General features: G+C 43.3%; 13 protein-coding genes. 2 read left to right on the top strand and 11 right to left on the bottom strand.

The genetic code is table 11. From position 1 onward, the window contains the following. Position 1 precedes the first annotated feature (1 nt). From FN961_RS12185 to cobB, 3 genes are all read right to left on the bottom strand, one after another. The gene (locus tag FN961_RS12185; RefSeq protein ID WP_144040450.1) at positions 2–1,006 is read right to left on the bottom strand and encodes an ABC transporter substrate-binding protein; all 1,005 of its coding nucleotides are present in this window, start codon (positions 1,004–1,006) and stop codon (positions 2–4) included. Positions 1,007–1,326: 320 nt separating this feature from the next. Continuing rightward, positions 1,327–1,776, bottom strand: a complete 450-nt coding sequence (locus FN961_RS12180; protein ID WP_144040496.1) for an ATP-binding protein — start codon at positions 1,774–1,776, stop codon at positions 1,327–1,329. A gap of 53 nt (positions 1,777–1,829) precedes the next feature. Further along, positions 1,830–2,594, bottom strand: coding sequence for a Sir2 family NAD+-dependent deacetylase (gene cobB, locus FN961_RS12175; protein ID WP_144040495.1), 765 nt, complete (start codon positions 2,592–2,594; stop codon positions 1,830–1,832). Positions 2,595–2,879: 285 nt separating this feature from the next. On the opposite strand from cobB, the gene fur reads away from it, so the two are divergent. Together fur and FN961_RS12165 are read left to right on the top strand one after the other, a co-directional pair. Continuing rightward, positions 2,880–3,311, top strand: coding sequence for a ferric iron uptake transcriptional regulator (fur, locus tag FN961_RS12170; RefSeq protein ID WP_144040449.1), 432 nt, complete (start codon positions 2,880–2,882; stop codon positions 3,309–3,311). A gap of 243 nt (positions 3,312–3,554) precedes the next feature. Then, positions 3,555–5,198 carry an FMN-binding glutamate synthase family protein gene (locus FN961_RS12165; protein ID WP_144040448.1) on the top strand — a complete coding sequence of 548 codons (1,644 nt, stop codon included), beginning with the start codon at positions 3,555–3,557 and terminating at the stop codon, positions 5,196–5,198. Between the two features lie 117 nt (positions 5,199–5,315). On the opposite strand, the gene sucD is transcribed toward FN961_RS12165, so the two are convergent. From sucD to sdhC, 8 genes are all read right to left on the bottom strand, one after another. Beyond that, positions 5,316–6,188 (bottom strand): succinate--CoA ligase subunit alpha, encoded by an 873-nt coding sequence (gene sucD / locus FN961_RS12160; protein ID WP_144040447.1) that lies wholly within the window; start codon positions 6,186–6,188, stop codon positions 5,316–5,318. Continuing rightward, entirely contained in the window at positions 6,188–7,354 is a 1,167-nt protein-coding gene (sucC, locus tag FN961_RS12155; RefSeq protein ID WP_144040446.1) for an ADP-forming succinate--CoA ligase subunit beta, read from the bottom strand. The genes sucD and sucC overlap by 1 nt, the downstream gene beginning before the upstream one ends. Positions 7,355–7,464: 110 nt before the next feature. Further along, positions 7,465–8,658: a 2-oxoglutarate dehydrogenase complex dihydrolipoyllysine-residue succinyltransferase gene (odhB, locus tag FN961_RS12150; RefSeq protein WP_144040445.1), complete on the bottom strand. Its 1,194-nt coding sequence runs from the start codon at positions 8,656–8,658 to the stop codon at positions 7,465–7,467. 29 nt (positions 8,659–8,687) lie between these two features. Beyond that, positions 8,688–11,510, bottom strand: coding sequence for a 2-oxoglutarate dehydrogenase E1 component (gene sucA / locus FN961_RS12145; RefSeq protein ID WP_144040444.1), 2,823 nt, complete (start codon positions 11,508–11,510; stop codon positions 8,688–8,690). A gap of 220 nt (positions 11,511–11,730) precedes the next feature. After that, on the bottom strand, positions 11,731–12,438 hold the full coding sequence (locus FN961_RS12140) for a succinate dehydrogenase iron-sulfur subunit (RefSeq protein WP_144040443.1): 708 nt from the start codon (positions 12,436–12,438) through the stop codon (positions 11,731–11,733). 10 nt (positions 12,439–12,448) lie between these two features. Next, on the bottom strand, positions 12,449–14,215 hold the full coding sequence (gene sdhA / locus FN961_RS12135) for a succinate dehydrogenase flavoprotein subunit (protein WP_144040442.1): 1,767 nt from the start codon (positions 14,213–14,215) through the stop codon (positions 12,449–12,451). Next, positions 14,216–14,563, bottom strand: a complete 348-nt coding sequence (gene sdhD, locus FN961_RS12130) for a succinate dehydrogenase, hydrophobic membrane anchor protein (protein ID WP_144040441.1) — start codon at positions 14,561–14,563, stop codon at positions 14,216–14,218. Further along, a complete protein-coding gene (gene sdhC / locus FN961_RS12125) occupies positions 14,557–14,952 on the bottom strand; it encodes a succinate dehydrogenase, cytochrome b556 subunit (RefSeq protein WP_144040440.1) in 396 nt (131 codons plus the stop codon). Before sdhC ends, sdhD begins: the two co-directional genes overlap by 7 nt. Between the last annotated feature and the right edge of the window lie 101 nt (positions 14,953–15,053).

Here is a 15,053-nt window from a genome sequence, read left to right as displayed (position 1 = left end):
TCTAACGCGCTTTAACTGCTTTTTTCACTTTCATAGCAACATCAGCGGCAACCCACTGCGTCCATACATCCTCATAATTAGTTAAGAAGTATTCGGCAGCGGTATCACCATCGGCTTGATTATCTTCCATCCAAGCCAGCAAACCGTTCATCTGAGCATTAGTAAAAGCACGCTTACTAAGGTAATCAAACCCTTGAGCCGACTTTTTAGCGAAATCAGAAGTCGTCACAGTTTGAACTAAGGCTTTGGGATACATGGTGACTTTAGGATCAGCACACTCGGCTTGGGAGGTACAATTTTTGAAATGTTCCTCATCAATTCCAGAGCCAAAATCAACCTTAACCATTTTGTATTTACCCAAAACAGCCGTCGGCGACCAGTAATAGCCAAACCATGACTTTTCACGTTCATAAGCACGAGCAATAGAACCCGCTAGACCAGCTCCTGAACCGGGATCAATAAGATCAAAACCTGCATCACTCAATTTGAGTGCGCGATAAAGGTTTTCAGCCGAAAGCTGACATCCCCATCCTGCCGGACAACCATAAAAGGCACCACGTTCAGGATCTTCAGGGTGTTTAAACTCACTAACTTTAGCGATAACCCCTTCAATCGTGCTCAGGCTTGGATCCTTATCAACCATATATTGAGGAACCCAAAAACCCTCTTCGCCACCATCAGAGAGAGATTGACCAGCAATAACGATTCGCTTCTCACTCACCCCTTTTTCAATAAGCTCTTTTACGCTATTGCTCCACATTTCCGGCGCAATATCAGGCTCACCTTTCTCAATCATTGAAGTACTGGTTGGCATTGTGTCACCAGGCAGCAACTCAGCCTCGCAACCAAAACCATGTTCAAGAATAAAGCGATCGACGTTAGCAATAAGTGAAGCTGAACTCCAATTCATATCTGCAATCGAAACCTTGCCACACTGATCACTGGCAATTGCCTGTGGTAAAAATAAACTGCTTAGTAAACCAACGGCTAAAGTGATTTGTTTCATAGAACTCCTGCTTGAAGCGGTGATTATGTAACCGCAAGACTACACAAACAACCATTAGTGTTCAAGTTGGTTCACTTTAAATCAACTTGGCATTATCATTTCTTGTAACATCGCTTGTTAATATTGAAGCTTTATGGGTAAACGCTCATGATTAATGGAGTTAATGTGAACATCATTAATTTTTAGAATGGAATTACTTTAGTGAAAATAGACATCAATGATTAGGTAAGTAGAAGTCATGGTAGGTTTAAAGAGTCAAAAAGATTAGAACTCGAAGCATTTTCAAGGTGCATGCACTTTTTCCAAACACAGATAACAGGCTAAAAATCTTCAAACTGATTCGCCATTCTTTCTATCTGCGCTAATGGCACGCCATGACGATTACGTTTAGCACATAGTGCTTGATGATCAGGACTTTCTGGTGAGCCAATTAACACCAATCGTACTTGATAGCCATGTGATCTGGCTGCAGTTTCATAGGCTATTGATTCCCATTTAGCTAGATTCGTATTATCACAGATAACCAGAGGTTCACGCTCAGAAAGAGCTTGGATAAAACCCGCTAAATTTTTCTGATGATATTCAGACAGTCTTCTAGCATCGAATTGATATTGACCATTTCGATAAAAATAGTTATCTGTCGAGAAGTAACCGGAGCCGAATACACGACTCCGGATCTCAATTGGCTGACTTGCAACAAACTCCTCCACCCAATGAGACTTTCCACTACCTGGCAGTCCCCGCATGATAATAGCGAGCCTTGGGGACATTTGAGCTTTATCTAACACTTCAGTAGAAGAAACATCAGCACTCTGCTCTGACATTAGTTAGTACCTTTTAGCACTAATTCTTCGGTGATCTCACAGCTTGAATTACTGATGATTTTTCCCTGAAGAATATTGTTCACCAATTCAGGTAGAACTTCACTGGCTTTACCTTGTAGATGGTATTGAAACTGACTATGTCGATCTGCTGCAACGAGGTTTACTTCTATCGTTTGCGCGCCATGATGATTGGCGGTGTCCACAAAGCCTGCCGCTGGATAAACCGTTCCTGACGTGCCAATTGCGATAAACAGATCACACGTGTCTAGTGCATGTTGAATTCTATCCAAACCGATAGGCATTTCACCAAACCAAACCACGTGCGGACGTAAACGCTGAGCAGGAATACAGCAGGTACATGTGTGCTCTGGTCCAAATGGGTCTTTTAAAATAAATGTTTGTTGCGATCGTGGACAACGACCTTTCGATAATTCACCGTGCATATGAAGCAAGCGACGAGAACCTGCACGTTCATGCAGATCATCAATGTTCTGGGTTACGACTAAAAGGTCACCGTCAAACTCTTTTTCAAGTTGAGCTAATGCGTAGTGACCTTCGTTAGGTTCGACATTTCCGTTATGTAGCTGGCTCCAACGAGTGTTATAAAACGCCTCAACAAACTCTGGATCTCTGGCATATCCCTCAGGAGTAGCAACATCTTCAATTTTATGTTCTTCCCACAAACCATCTTGATCTCTGAAAGTTCTTAAGCCTGACTCAGCTGAAATTCCAGCGCCAGTTAATATCACTATCTGCCGATACATCATCAATCCTTCTTTTATTATTATCTTTATAATTAACACAAGTACCCTGTCAAAAAACAAGGTCAATTGGTATTAGGCGTTAGTATAAACCCTAATAACAATACAAAAATTGTGCTTAAATCGCACCAAATATCGTTATTAATGTCTGAATTCAGCAATTTATTTATTTATCGCACCATAAAGCAAGATCAAAGGTTTATGTTTTCTGTTAGTGCACATATAATGACTTTCAATATACACAATTGAACCGATATTGGCTTAGGTTCTGCAATCAAGAGATAAGAAATGACAGATGGAAATCAAGCGCTAAAAAAAGCGGGTTTGAAAGTTACCTTACCACGAGTCAAGATCCTAGAACTGATGCACGGACCAGAAAATCAACACATCAGTGCAGAAGATCTGTACAAGAGACTACTCGACTTAGGTGAAGAGATAGGGTTGGCAACTGTCTATCGTGTATTAAATCAATTTGATGACGCAGGTATGGTTACTCGTCACCACTTTGAAAGCGGGAAAGCTGTTTTTGAACTAGCAAGCCAGCACCACCATGATCACCTTGTGTGCCTTTCTTGCGGTAAGGTCATTGAATTTTCTGATGACGTTATCGAATCTCGCCAAGATGAGATTGCAATGAAGCACAACATAAAACTAACCAATCATAGTTTATATCTATATGGTGTTTGTACTAACGATGAATGTAATCACGGCGAAGCATAACACTCCGCTAACGATGAATACGTTTATTGAAAAGACAAATTGAATATAAAACCAGCTGATAGCTGGTTTTTTTATGTCATAAATTAACCTCAACCTCGGTCTTCTATCCTTAGCAATAGGCGTATTAGGTTAAGGTAGAACAAAAATCACCCAGCATCTTAGCCAATACGACATTGCTTTAACAATCTCCATCCATTTAAACTCAGATAAGCCTTTCGCCTACACCAAGATTAAGGATGCTTCATGACTGTAATGCAAATTGTATACTGGCTGGTTGCCACTTTGGGCAACCTATTCGCTCTCTATATATTAAACCTTGAAATGAATCTGCTCTCGAGCCTTTTACTGGTGTTTACCTTAGGTTATTCAGCGATCGGTTTCTACGATATAAAATACAGCCCGCACACCTTAAATCGTCTTTATCCTGTTGTTGCTTATCTGCGTTATTTTCTGGAATCTTATCGTACCGAAATCCAGCAGTACTTTATTGCAAACGACACAGAAGAAAAACCGTTCAATAGAGAACAACGTTCCCTTGTTTATCAAAGAGCCAAAAACGTCCGTGACACCATCGCTTTTGGTACTCAGCGTGATTTAACAGAGGAAAACTATTTAAGCCTATGGCATTCACTTTCTCCACGGGAAATTAAGGATGACGTTAAACGAATCCGTTTTGGTGGACCAGATTGCACTCAGCCCTACGATGCCTCTTACTTGAACATTTCAGCCATGAGTTTCGGTTCACTCAGTTCAAATGCAATCGAAGCGATGAACTTAGGGGCTAAGTTAGCAGGCTGCTCTCATAACACAGGTGAAGGTGGAGCAAGCCCTTATCATCTAAAGCATGGTGGTGATATCGTTTGGCAAATCGGTTCTGGTTTATTTGGTTGTCGAGATGATGACGGTAATTTTAACCCAGATTCTTTTAAAGCTATGGCAACACGTCCACAAATAAAAATGATTGAGATAAAGCTCAGCCAAGGTGCCAAGCCCGGACACGGGGGAGTATTACCTAAAGCAAAAATAACTCCAGAGATTGCAGCTATCAGACATGTACCGATGGATCGAGATTGTGTGTCTCCTGCCATTAATCCTGAATGCACTACCCCTATTGCACTGCTTAACTTTCTAAAAAGATTGAGAGAGCTCAGCGGCGGAAAACCTGTAGGCTTTAAACTCTGTATCGGTAACCCAGCAGAGTTTTTAAGTATTTGTAAGGCCATGCTCATAACAGGAATAACACCTGACTTTATTACCGTTGATGGCGCAGAAGGAGGAACGGGCGCTGCACCAGTAGAATTCACTAACCGCTTAGGAATGGTGTGCTTGGAGGGGGTTTATTTCGTCCACAATGCTCTCGTCGGCGTGGCCTTGAGAGATAAAATCCGCATCATTGCATCGGGTAAGACCGCCTCAAGCTTCGATCTGCTTTCTAAAATCGCTATGGGCGCAGATACTGTAAACGCAGCCCGAACAATGATGATGGCACTAGGCTGTATTCAATCACGCCACTGTAATACCAACCACTGCCCTACAGGGATAGCCACTCAAGACCCTGCGCGTTCAAAAGCCTTAAATGTTAAGGATAAAAGCATAAGGGTTAAGAATTTCCACCATAATACTTTAAAGAGTTTCTATGAGCTCGTAGGCAGTATGGGACTAACAGACCCAGCCTCTCTTACCCCGCAGATGATAAAACGTCGCTCTCCTTACGGATTATTAATATCAACAGGCAGCTTAATCAGACCATTAGACAATAACGCATTAATTGAGAATAGGTGTGATGAGGCTTGGTCAAATTGGTGGGAGTCGTGCAGTGCGGAGCAGTTTTACGTTGAAGATCTATATTTTCTCAAACCCGCCGAGTTTAGCGCTTCAATGAAGTGAGCATACCTAAGTTAAGTTGGTCACAACGAAGATTTTGTACCATCCATGGTAAATCTTCATAAGTGTTCCAGACACAAAAAAAGCGCCATAGGCGCCTTTTTTAAACTGGAAGGGTAATTACCAACCAGTTCGAGTACGCAGCGCTTTACCGATATCGGCAAGTGAACGAACTGTAGTTACGCCTGCAGCTTCAAGAGCGGCAAACTTATCTTCAGCTGTTCCTTTACCACCAGCGATAATCGCACCAGCATGACCCATACGCTTACCTTCAGGTGCAGTTACACCGGCAATGTATGAAACAACTGGCTTAGTGACGTTAGCCTTGATGTAATCAGCAGCTTCTTCTTCAGCTGTACCACCAATTTCACCAATCATGACAATTGCTTCAGTTTGTGGATCGTTTTGGAACATTTCCAATACGTCGATGAAGTTAGTACCAGGAATTGGATCTCCACCAATACCAACACAAGTAGACTGACCAAAACCTTCATCAGTAGTCTGCTTAACCGCTTCGTACGTAAGCGTACCAGAGCGAGAAACAATACCAACTTTACCAGGCTTATGGATGTGACCTGGCATGATACCAATCTTACACTCACCCGGAGTAATAACACCTGGGCAGTTAGGACCGATCATGCGAACGCCAGTCTCTTCAAGTTTAACTTTAACCTGAAGCATATCTAAAGTTGGGATGCCTTCAGTGATACAGACGATAAGCTCAATGCCAGCATCAATCGCTTCAAGAATCGCATCTTTACAGAAAGGTGCTGGTACGTAGATAACAGATGCTGTAGCACCAGTTTCTGCCACTGCGTCTTTAACAGTATTAAATACTGGAAGACCTAAATGAACCTGACCGCCTTTTCCTGGAGAAACGCCGCCAACCATCTGAGTTCCGTACTCGATAGCTTGCTCAGAGTGGAAAGTACCTTGTCCACCAGTAAAACCCTGACAGATAACTTTAGTATCTTTATTGATTAAGACAGACATTATTTGCCCTCCGCAGCTTTAACAACTTGCTCAGCTGCGTCAGTTAGACTTGTAGCTGCGATGATATCTAGACCAGAACTTGCTAGTACTTCACGGCCAAGATCAGCATTAGTACCTTCAAGACGAACGACAACAGGTACGGTTACACCGACCTCTTTAACGGCACCGATAATACCTTCAGCAATCATGTCACAACGAACAATTCCACCGAAAATGTTTACGAGTACAGCTTTAACATTGTCATCTGATAAGATGATTTTAAATGCTTCAGCAACACGCTCTTTAGTCGCCCCGCCGCCAACATCTAGGAAGTTAGCTGGCTTGCCGCCGTGTAGATTAACGATATCCATAGTGCCCATTGCTAGGCCTGCACCGTTGACCATACAACCAACATTTCCATCAAGAGCAACATAGTTCAATTCAAACTTAGCTGCATGCGCTTCACGAGCGTCATCTTGCGATGGATCATGCATTTCACGGATTTTTGGCTGACGGTAAAGTGCATTACCATCGATGCCAATCTTGCCATCTAGACAGTGAATGTTACCTTCTGTCGTGATCACAAGTGGATTGATTTCAAGTAGCGCGAAATCGTGATCTTCAAACATTTTCGCTAAGCCCATGAAGACTTTAGTGAACTGCTTCAATTGAGTCGGGTTTAGACCCAACTTAAAGCCAAGATCGCGAGCCTGGTAAGGCTGAGGACCCGTTAGCGGATCGATAATTGCTTTGTGAATCAACTCTGGCGTTTCTTCAGCCACAGTCTCAATATCAACACCACCTTCGGTAGATGCCATAAATACAACGCGACGTGAAGCACGATCAATAACTGCGCCTAAGTACAACTCATTAGCGATATCTGTACAGCTTTCAACTAAAATCTTAGCAACTGGCTGCCCTTTCTCATCTGTTTGGTAAGTAACTAGGTTCTTACCTAACCAATGTTCAGCAAATGCTCTGATTTCGTTCTTATCGCCAGTAACTTTTACGCCACCTGCTTTACCACGGCCGCCTGCGTGTACTTGACACTTAACAACCCACATATCACCGCCAATATGGCCTGCTGCTTCAACTGCTTCTTGAGCCGTATCACATGCAAAACCTTCTGACACTGGTAAACCATATTCGGCAAATAAAGATTTCGCCTGATACTCATGCAAATTCATGATGATCTATCCGTATACTTCTTATCAAATTCAACTGACCTCTATGGGTCAGTAACGAGGGTATTTACCAGCTGCTTCAAGTGAAGCAACTGGTAAGTTGTCACTGCTAATTATAAGTCGAGCAGTAGACGAGTTGGGTCTTCGAGGAAGTCCTTAATGGCAACCAAGTAACCAACTGACTCACGACCATCGACAATACGGTGATCGTAAGATAATGCCAGGTACATCATAGGTAGGATTTCAACCTGACCATTCACTGCCATTGGGCGATCCTTGATGGCATGCATGCCTAGGATAGCACTTTGTGGCAGGTTAAGAATTGGTGTTGACATCAGTGAGCCAAAAACACCACCGTTGGTCACAGTGAAGTTACCGCCAGTCATGTCATCAACAGTCAACTTACCATCACGGCCTTTAAGCGCTAATTCACGAACATTACGCTCGATATCAGCCAGACTCATGGTGTCTGTATCACGAAGAACAGGAGTGACAAGTCCACGAGGTGTCGAAACTGCAATGCTGATATCGAAGTAGTTATGATACACGATCTCATCACCATCGATAGATGCGTTCACTTCAGGGAAGCGTTTCAATGCTTCTGTAACGGCCTTAATGTAGAAAGACATAAAGCCTAAACGGATCCCGTGTCGCTTCTCAAAAACTTCTTGATACTGCTTACGAATGTCCATGATTGGCTTCATGTTAACTTCATTAAACGTTGTCAACATGGCGGTAGAGTTTTTAGCTTCAAGCAAACGATTAGCAATCGTTTTACGCAGGCGTGACATAGGAACACGTTTCTGACTTCTATCTGCTAACGGTGCTACAGCAACAGGAGCGCTCGATGCTGCAGGAGCTGGAGCTGCTGACTTATTTTTAACGAAAGCCTCAACGTCTTCTTTCGTAATACGGCCACCAGCACCAGTGCCTTTAACTTGACCAGCATCAACACCATGCTCACCAAGTAAGCGACGAACAGATGGACTAAGAGCATCACTTGAATCATCAGCAGCTTCTGGCACGCTTGCTTCTGCTTCTGCTTTAGTCACTTCCTGACCTGCAACAGCACCGGCAGTAAACATCGCGATAACAGCTTCACCAAGAACAGTATCGCCTTCATTCGCTAGGAATTCGGCAATTGAACCATCTTCAGGTGCAACCACTTCAAGAACAACTTTGTCAGTTTCAATATCAACCAAGTTTTGATCACGTGTAACGTGCTCACCAGGTTGAACATGCCATGTAGCAATAGTTGCATCAGCAACAGATTCTGGTAGTACGGGTACCTTAATTTCGATACTCATGAGGAGCTATCCTTTTTTATTGTCTATTACTACAGTTTTAATGCGCTTTTAATCAAAGATTCTTGCTCTTTCGCATGCAGTGATGGGTAACCACAGGCGGGTGCAGCTGACGCTTCACGACCGGCATAGGTTAACTGAGCACCAGCTGGAATAGAGGTCCAGAAGTGGTGCTGACTGCAATACCAAGCGCCTTGGTTTTGAGGCTCTTCCTGACACCAAACAAAATCTTTAACATGCTGATATTCTGATAACATCTTGTCCATATCATCGTGTGGGAACGGATATAACTGCTCCAAACGAATCAAGGCAACATTAGTGACATTCTCTTTGCGTCGCTTCTCAAGTAGTTCGAAATATACCTTACCACTACAGAATACGACTCTATCGACCTTACTACTGTCTAAACTGTCGATTTCAGGAATCACATTTTGGAATGTTCCCTGAGCGAGCTCTTCCATTGACGATACCGCTAATGGATGACGTAACAAAGACTTAGGAGACATAACAACCAATGGGCGACGCATAGGTCTAACAACCTGACGGCGAAGCATGTGGTAAACCTGTGCTGGTGTTGAAGGAACACACACCTGCATATTGTGGTTTGCACAAAGTTGTAAGAAACGCTCCAAACGTGCACTAGAATGCTCAGGCCCCTGACCTTCATAACCGTGAGGTAATAGCATCGTTAGACCACATAGGCGGCCCCACTTCTGCTCACCTGATGACAGGAATTGATCGATAACGACTTGAGCACAGTTGGCAAAATCACCAAACTGAGCTTCCCAAAGTGTTAGTCCACTAGGTTCAGCAGTGGCATAACCGTACTCAAATGCAAGTACTGAAGCTTCAGACAACACAGAGTCAGTAATATCAATTGGACCTTGCTCATCAGCAATGTTACGCAGTGGCAAATACGCCGTCGCATCATTTTGATTATGTAAGACCGCGTGACGATGGAAGAAGGTTCCACGTCCAGAATCTTGACCTGTAATACGGATACGTTTTTTGTCTTCAACAATCGAAGCGTAAGCTAACGTCTCAGCAAAACCCCAATCGAGCGGTTTTTCACCCGTTGCCATCAAGGCACGATCTTTATAGATCTTAGCAACACGAGATTGAAGCTTATGATTTTCAGGAATATAACTGATTTTTGCGGCTAAGTTATTGATACGTTCCATCGACATATGAGCGTCGTATGGATCATCCCAATCTTTATTGATGTAGGGAGACCAATCAACAGAATGTAGCGTCATTGGGCGCCACTCTTCAACCACACAATCACCATGATCAAGTGCATCACGGTAATCATTGATCATCGCTGTCACATCACCCGCAGCAAAAGTATTTTCTGCAATCAACCTATCTGCATAAATTTTACGTGGTGTTGGATGTTTCTTGATTTTGGCATACATCAAAGGCTGAGTAGCACTAGGCTCATCGGCTTCATTGTGACCATGACGACGATAACAAACCAGATCGATAACCACATCACGCTTAAATTCATTACGGTAATCAACCGCAAGCTGAGAGACAAAAGCAACCGCTTCTGGATCATCTGCATTCACGTGGAAAATAGGTGCCTGTACCATCTTAGCAATATCAGTACAGTATTCAGTTGAGCGTACATCTTCGGTTGCTGAAGTCGTAAAGCCAACTTGGTTATTAATCACGATTCGGATGCTACCACCCACGGTGAAACCGCGAGTTTGAGACATATTAAATGTCTCTTGGACAATACCTTGACCGGTAATGGCTGAATCACCATGAATAGTAATAGGCAAAACTAACAGGCCTGAATCACAACCACGACGATCTAAACGCGCACGAACTGAGCCCATCACCACAGGATTAACAATCTCAAGATGAGAAGGATTAAAAGCCAATGCTAGGTGAATGTTGCCACCAGGTGTTTGGAAATCAGAAGAGAAACCTTGGTGATATTTAACGTCACCAGAACCATTAAGTTCATCACTGTGTTTACCAGCAAATTCATCAAATAATTCAGAAGGTTTTTTACCTAGGATGTTAACGAGTAAGTTTAAGCGACCACGGTGAGCCATGCCCACAACGACCTCTTTAGTACCAGCTTCGCCTGCACGATACAAGATCTCTCGCATCATAGGCACTAACGCATCGCCACCTTCCAGTGAGAAACGTTTTGCGCCAGGAAACTTGGCACCGAGATATTTTTCTATACCTTCAGCGGCATTTAAGCCTGCCAAAATACGGGTTTTAGCTGATTTGTCGTAATTAGCTCTACCTAAAGAAGGCTCTAACCTTTGCTGAATCCAGCGTTTCTCATCGGTATCGGTGATATGCATGTATTCAGAACCAATTGAACCACAGTAAGTGGCCTTCAAGGCTTTAACAAGATCACCAAGCTGCATAGTGTCACCACTATAAGCAAAGGAACCTGTATTGAATTCACGTTCCATATCTTCGCTAGTTAAACCATGGAAGGCAGGGTCCAGCTCAGAGACGTTATCACGTTTCCACAGTTCCAGAGGGTCTAAATTAGCATTCTGGTGGCCACGAAAACGATGAGCGTTAATCATCTGTAGGACTTTAACTTGCTTAGCATCAACTTCAGGATCGGTCACTCGGGCTGAGCCCTTCTGACGTCCTTCTAACGCTAAACTACGAAAATAATCACGTACTTTAGAGTGTGCTGCTTCAGGAACATCTTTCGATGCACCATTTGCGTAAGGTAGGTTATCAAACACCGCTTGCCAATCTGCTGCAACAGATTGAGGGTCTTCTTGATAGGCTTCATACATCTCTTCTACGTAGGTCGAATTTGCACCACTAAGGTGTGATGATTCGAGCCAGGCTTTCATGATGCCTTGGTGCATTTCTATTCCTTTCAAACTTTATACACGAATTTAGCCAAGTCTTAAGTATGTATTCATTGTGATAAAAACAAGAAATACACAATCATTCTATTTCGAGAAATTGATATTTACTTCATTTCACAGCAAATTGTAGTTCCATTACACAAAAGAGCCACTTCTCAAATGAAAAGTGACTCAATTCGAGCTATATAATTATTGATTTCAGCTCTTGGTCTTGCATTTATACTGCTCGCTTCAGCAACATGGACTTGATATGTCCAATCGCTTTAGTTGGATTGAGCCCCTTAGGACACACATCCACACAGTTCATGATGCCATGACAACGGAATACGCTGTATGCATCATCAAGCTCAGATAGACGCTCTTCTGTCGCTGTATCACGGCTATCGATTAAGAAACGATAAGCGTGTAACAGGCCACTTGGACCAATAAACTTGTCTGGGTTCCACCAGAAAGATGGGCAAGCAGTTGAACAACAAGCGCACATGATACATTCATACAAACCGTCTAAATGCTCACGTTCCTCAGGAGATTGCAGATGTTCACGCGCAGGCGTTTTTTCATCATTAATCAAATAAGGCTTAATCTTTTCATATTGCTTGTAGAATTGACTTAAGTCCACAATAACATCACGTACAACAGGCATACCTGGCAGTGGTCTGATCTCTAGTTTTTTTCCTTTAAAACTAGAGATTGGTGTGATACAGGCCAACCCATTTTTACCATTCATGTTCAGGCCATCACTGCCACAAACACCTTCACGGCATGAACGACGAAATGCCAATGTTGAATCTTTTTCTTTTAGAAGTATCAGTGCATCAAGGACCATCATATCGGTACCTTCTTCCACTTCTAATGTGTAATCCTTCATGTAAGGCTTAGCGTCTACATCAGGATTATAGCGATAAACAGCTATATTCAAATTCATCTAAAATTCCTTAGTAAGTACGCTTGATCGGCGGAAATGCAGCACGAAGCTTAGGCTCCATGTTCACAGCTCGGCGGTCCATCTCTTCAGTTGCAGGGTCAAACAAGCTATGACATAACCAGTTCTCATCATCACGTTCAAGATAATCTTCACGTGAATGCGCACCACGACTTTCAGTACGGTAGTTGGCAGCATAAGCTGTCGCAATAGCTGTCGCCATCAAGTTATCCAACTCCAAACATTCAATACGTTGAGTATTAAATTCAGAAGAGTTATCCGAAAGCTTAGCATTCGCTAGACGTTCACGGATGACTTTAAGCTCTTTCAAGCCTTCAGCCATGGCATCACCACTACGGAATACAGAGAAGTTAAGCTGCATGCAAAGCTGCAAGTCTTTACGAATTTGTACTGGATCTTCACCGTCTTTGTTGCTTTCCCAACGATTTAGACGCTCAAGTGATTTCGCGATATCGGCATCAGTTGCATCTTTAGGCGTAGCAGTTTCGTCCAATGCTTTACCTAGATGTTGACCTGCTGCACGACCAAAGACCACTAAATCAAGCAGTGAATTACCACCTAAACGGTTAGCACCGTGCACTGATACACAAGCGATTTCACCTACGGCGAATAGACCAATAACGTCAGTCTCTGAACCATCAGTATTCTTACGTAGTACTTGACCACTCACTTTAGCTGGCAAACCGCCCATCATGTAGTGACAAGTCGGCAGTACAGGGATTGGGCCATCGGCTGGGTCGATATGTGCGAATGTGCGAGACAATTCACATACACCAGGAAGACGTGCTTCTAGCGTCTCTTTACCGAGGTGATCCAATTTAAGTAATAAATGTGGACCAAGAGGACCATCAAGGCCGCGACCTTCACGAATTTCAGTCATCATAGAGCGAGCAACAACATCACGTGATGCTAAATCTTTCGCATTTGGTGCATAACGCTCCATGAAACGTTCGCCGTCTTTGTTAAGCAGATATCCGCCTTCACCACGACAACCTTCAGTCACAAGTACACCCGCACCAGCGATACCGGTTGGGTGGAACTGCCACATTTCCATGTCTTGCATCTGTACACCAGCACGCATTGCCATACCAACACCGTCACCGGTATTTATATGGGCATTTGTGGTTGAAGCAAAGATACGTCCAGCACCACCAGTCGCCAGCACTGTTGCCTTAGCTTTAAAATAAACGATTTCGCCGCTTTCGATATCGATTGCAGTACAACCAACGATAGCACCGTCTTCATTTTTCACTAAATCAAGCGCATACCACTCAGAAAACACTTCAGTTTTATGTTTTACGTTTTGCTGGTAAAGGCAATGTAAAAGTGCGTGACCTGTTCGGTCAGCCGCTGCTGCGGTACGTGCAGCTTGTTCACCACCAAAATTCTTTGACTGACCACCAAACGGACGTTGGTAAATAGTGCCATTTTCGAAACGTGAGAATGGTAAGCCCATTTGCTCTAATTCGATAACCGCTTCAGGTCCAGTCTTACACATGAACTCAATCGCTTCTTGATCACCGATAAAATCGGAACCTTTAACGGTATCGTACATATGTTGTTCCCAATGATCTTCATGGGCATTACCCAGAGCAACGGTGATACCACCCTGCGCAGATACAGTATGAGAACGTGTAGGAAATACTTTAGATAAAAGCGCACAGCTTTTACCTTCTTTAGATATTTGTAATGCTGCTCGCATACCAGCGCCACCAGCGCCAATAACAATCGCATCAAACTCGCGAACTGGAATACTCACTTAAACACCCCACACTATCAAAATACCGGCAGCCATATAGGAGAAGGCAGCGACGACAAAAACGAACTGAAGCACACCACGTAAAGCGAGGTGATGTACATAGTCTGTAAGTACCTGCCAAACACCAACCCAAGCATGGATCAAAACTGCTACGAGTGCGAGTAGGGTAAATACTTTCATAGGCAATGCGCTAAATAAGCCATGCCAAATGTCGTAAGTTAGTGGAGAGCTACATGCAATAAATCCAACCAAGAAAATGGTGTAGACAGCCAGTACTATTGCACTTGCGCGTATAAGAATAAAGTCATGGACACCGCTGCGACCAAGACTTGCTGCGTTAGTTACCATACCCAAATCCCCACAATGATTGAAAACGCGGCTGACAAGGCAAACGCGACTTTTGCTGAAGCAATGCCAGAGGTTAACTCTTCCCAGCGACCGGTATCCATTATCAGATGGCGTATGCCAACGATGAGGTGATAACCAAGTGCAGTAAGAATTCCCCACATGACAAATTTAACCAACAAATTATCAAAAAGAGATTGGATGCCCGCGAAACTCTCAGGGGATGCTAAAGATTCATTTAACAACCAAATAAGAATACCGACAGCAAATAGCATGATGACACCGGATATACGATGAAGAATGGACGCAATCGCTGTTGCAGGAAAGCGAATGGTCTGCAGATCTAAATGGACAGGTCTTTTCTTTTTCACGTTCTGCTCACTCTGCTCTATTGAGCTATATTTTTGTTATACGAACCGCTTTTGCTTAAATGTTGAGCTGTGATCTAAATCACAATTCTAATCGCCACAAAAGAAAAGTTTAAACAAACTAT

Source organism: Shewanella hanedai (genome assembly GCF_007197645.1).
Lineage (GTDB): Bacteria > Pseudomonadota > Gammaproteobacteria > Enterobacterales > Shewanellaceae > Shewanella > Shewanella hanedai.
This window is presented reverse-complemented; position numbering and strand designations above follow the sequence as displayed.

What these genes read in the sequence shown, in the direction of transcription:
- FN961_RS12185 (WP_144040450.1), bottom strand. Translation starts at nt 1,006, where the DNA reads ATGAAACAAATCACTTTAGCCGTTGGTTTACTAAGCAGTTTATTTTTA.
- FN961_RS12180 (WP_144040496.1), bottom strand. Translation starts at nt 1,776, where the DNA reads ATGTCCCCAAGGCTCGCTATTATCATGCGGGGACTGCCAGGTAGTGGA.
- cobB (WP_144040495.1), bottom strand. Translation starts at nt 2,594, where the DNA reads ATGTATCGGCAGATAGTGATATTAACTGGCGCTGGAATTTCAGCTGAG.
- fur (WP_144040449.1), top strand. Translation starts at nt 2,880, where the DNA reads ATGACAGATGGAAATCAAGCGCTAAAAAAAGCGGGTTTGAAAGTTACC.
- FN961_RS12165 (WP_144040448.1), top strand. Translation starts at nt 3,555, where the DNA reads ATGACTGTAATGCAAATTGTATACTGGCTGGTTGCCACTTTGGGCAAC.
- sucD (WP_144040447.1), bottom strand. Translation starts at nt 6,188, where the DNA reads ATGTCTGTCTTAATCAATAAAGATACTAAAGTTATCTGTCAGGGTTTT.
- sucC (WP_144040446.1), bottom strand. Translation starts at nt 7,354, where the DNA reads ATGAATTTGCATGAGTATCAGGCGAAATCTTTATTTGCCGAATATGGT.
- odhB (WP_144040445.1), bottom strand. Translation starts at nt 8,658, where the DNA reads ATGAGTATCGAAATTAAGGTACCCGTACTACCAGAATCTGTTGCTGAT.
- sucA (WP_144040444.1), bottom strand. Translation starts at nt 11,510, where the DNA reads ATGCACCAAGGCATCATGAAAGCCTGGCTCGAATCATCACACCTTAGT.
- FN961_RS12140 (WP_144040443.1), bottom strand. Translation starts at nt 12,438, where the DNA reads ATGAATTTGAATATAGCTGTTTATCGCTATAATCCTGATGTAGACGCT.
- sdhD (WP_144040441.1), bottom strand. Translation starts at nt 14,563, where the DNA reads ATGGTAACTAACGCAGCAAGTCTTGGTCGCAGCGGTGTCCATGACTTT.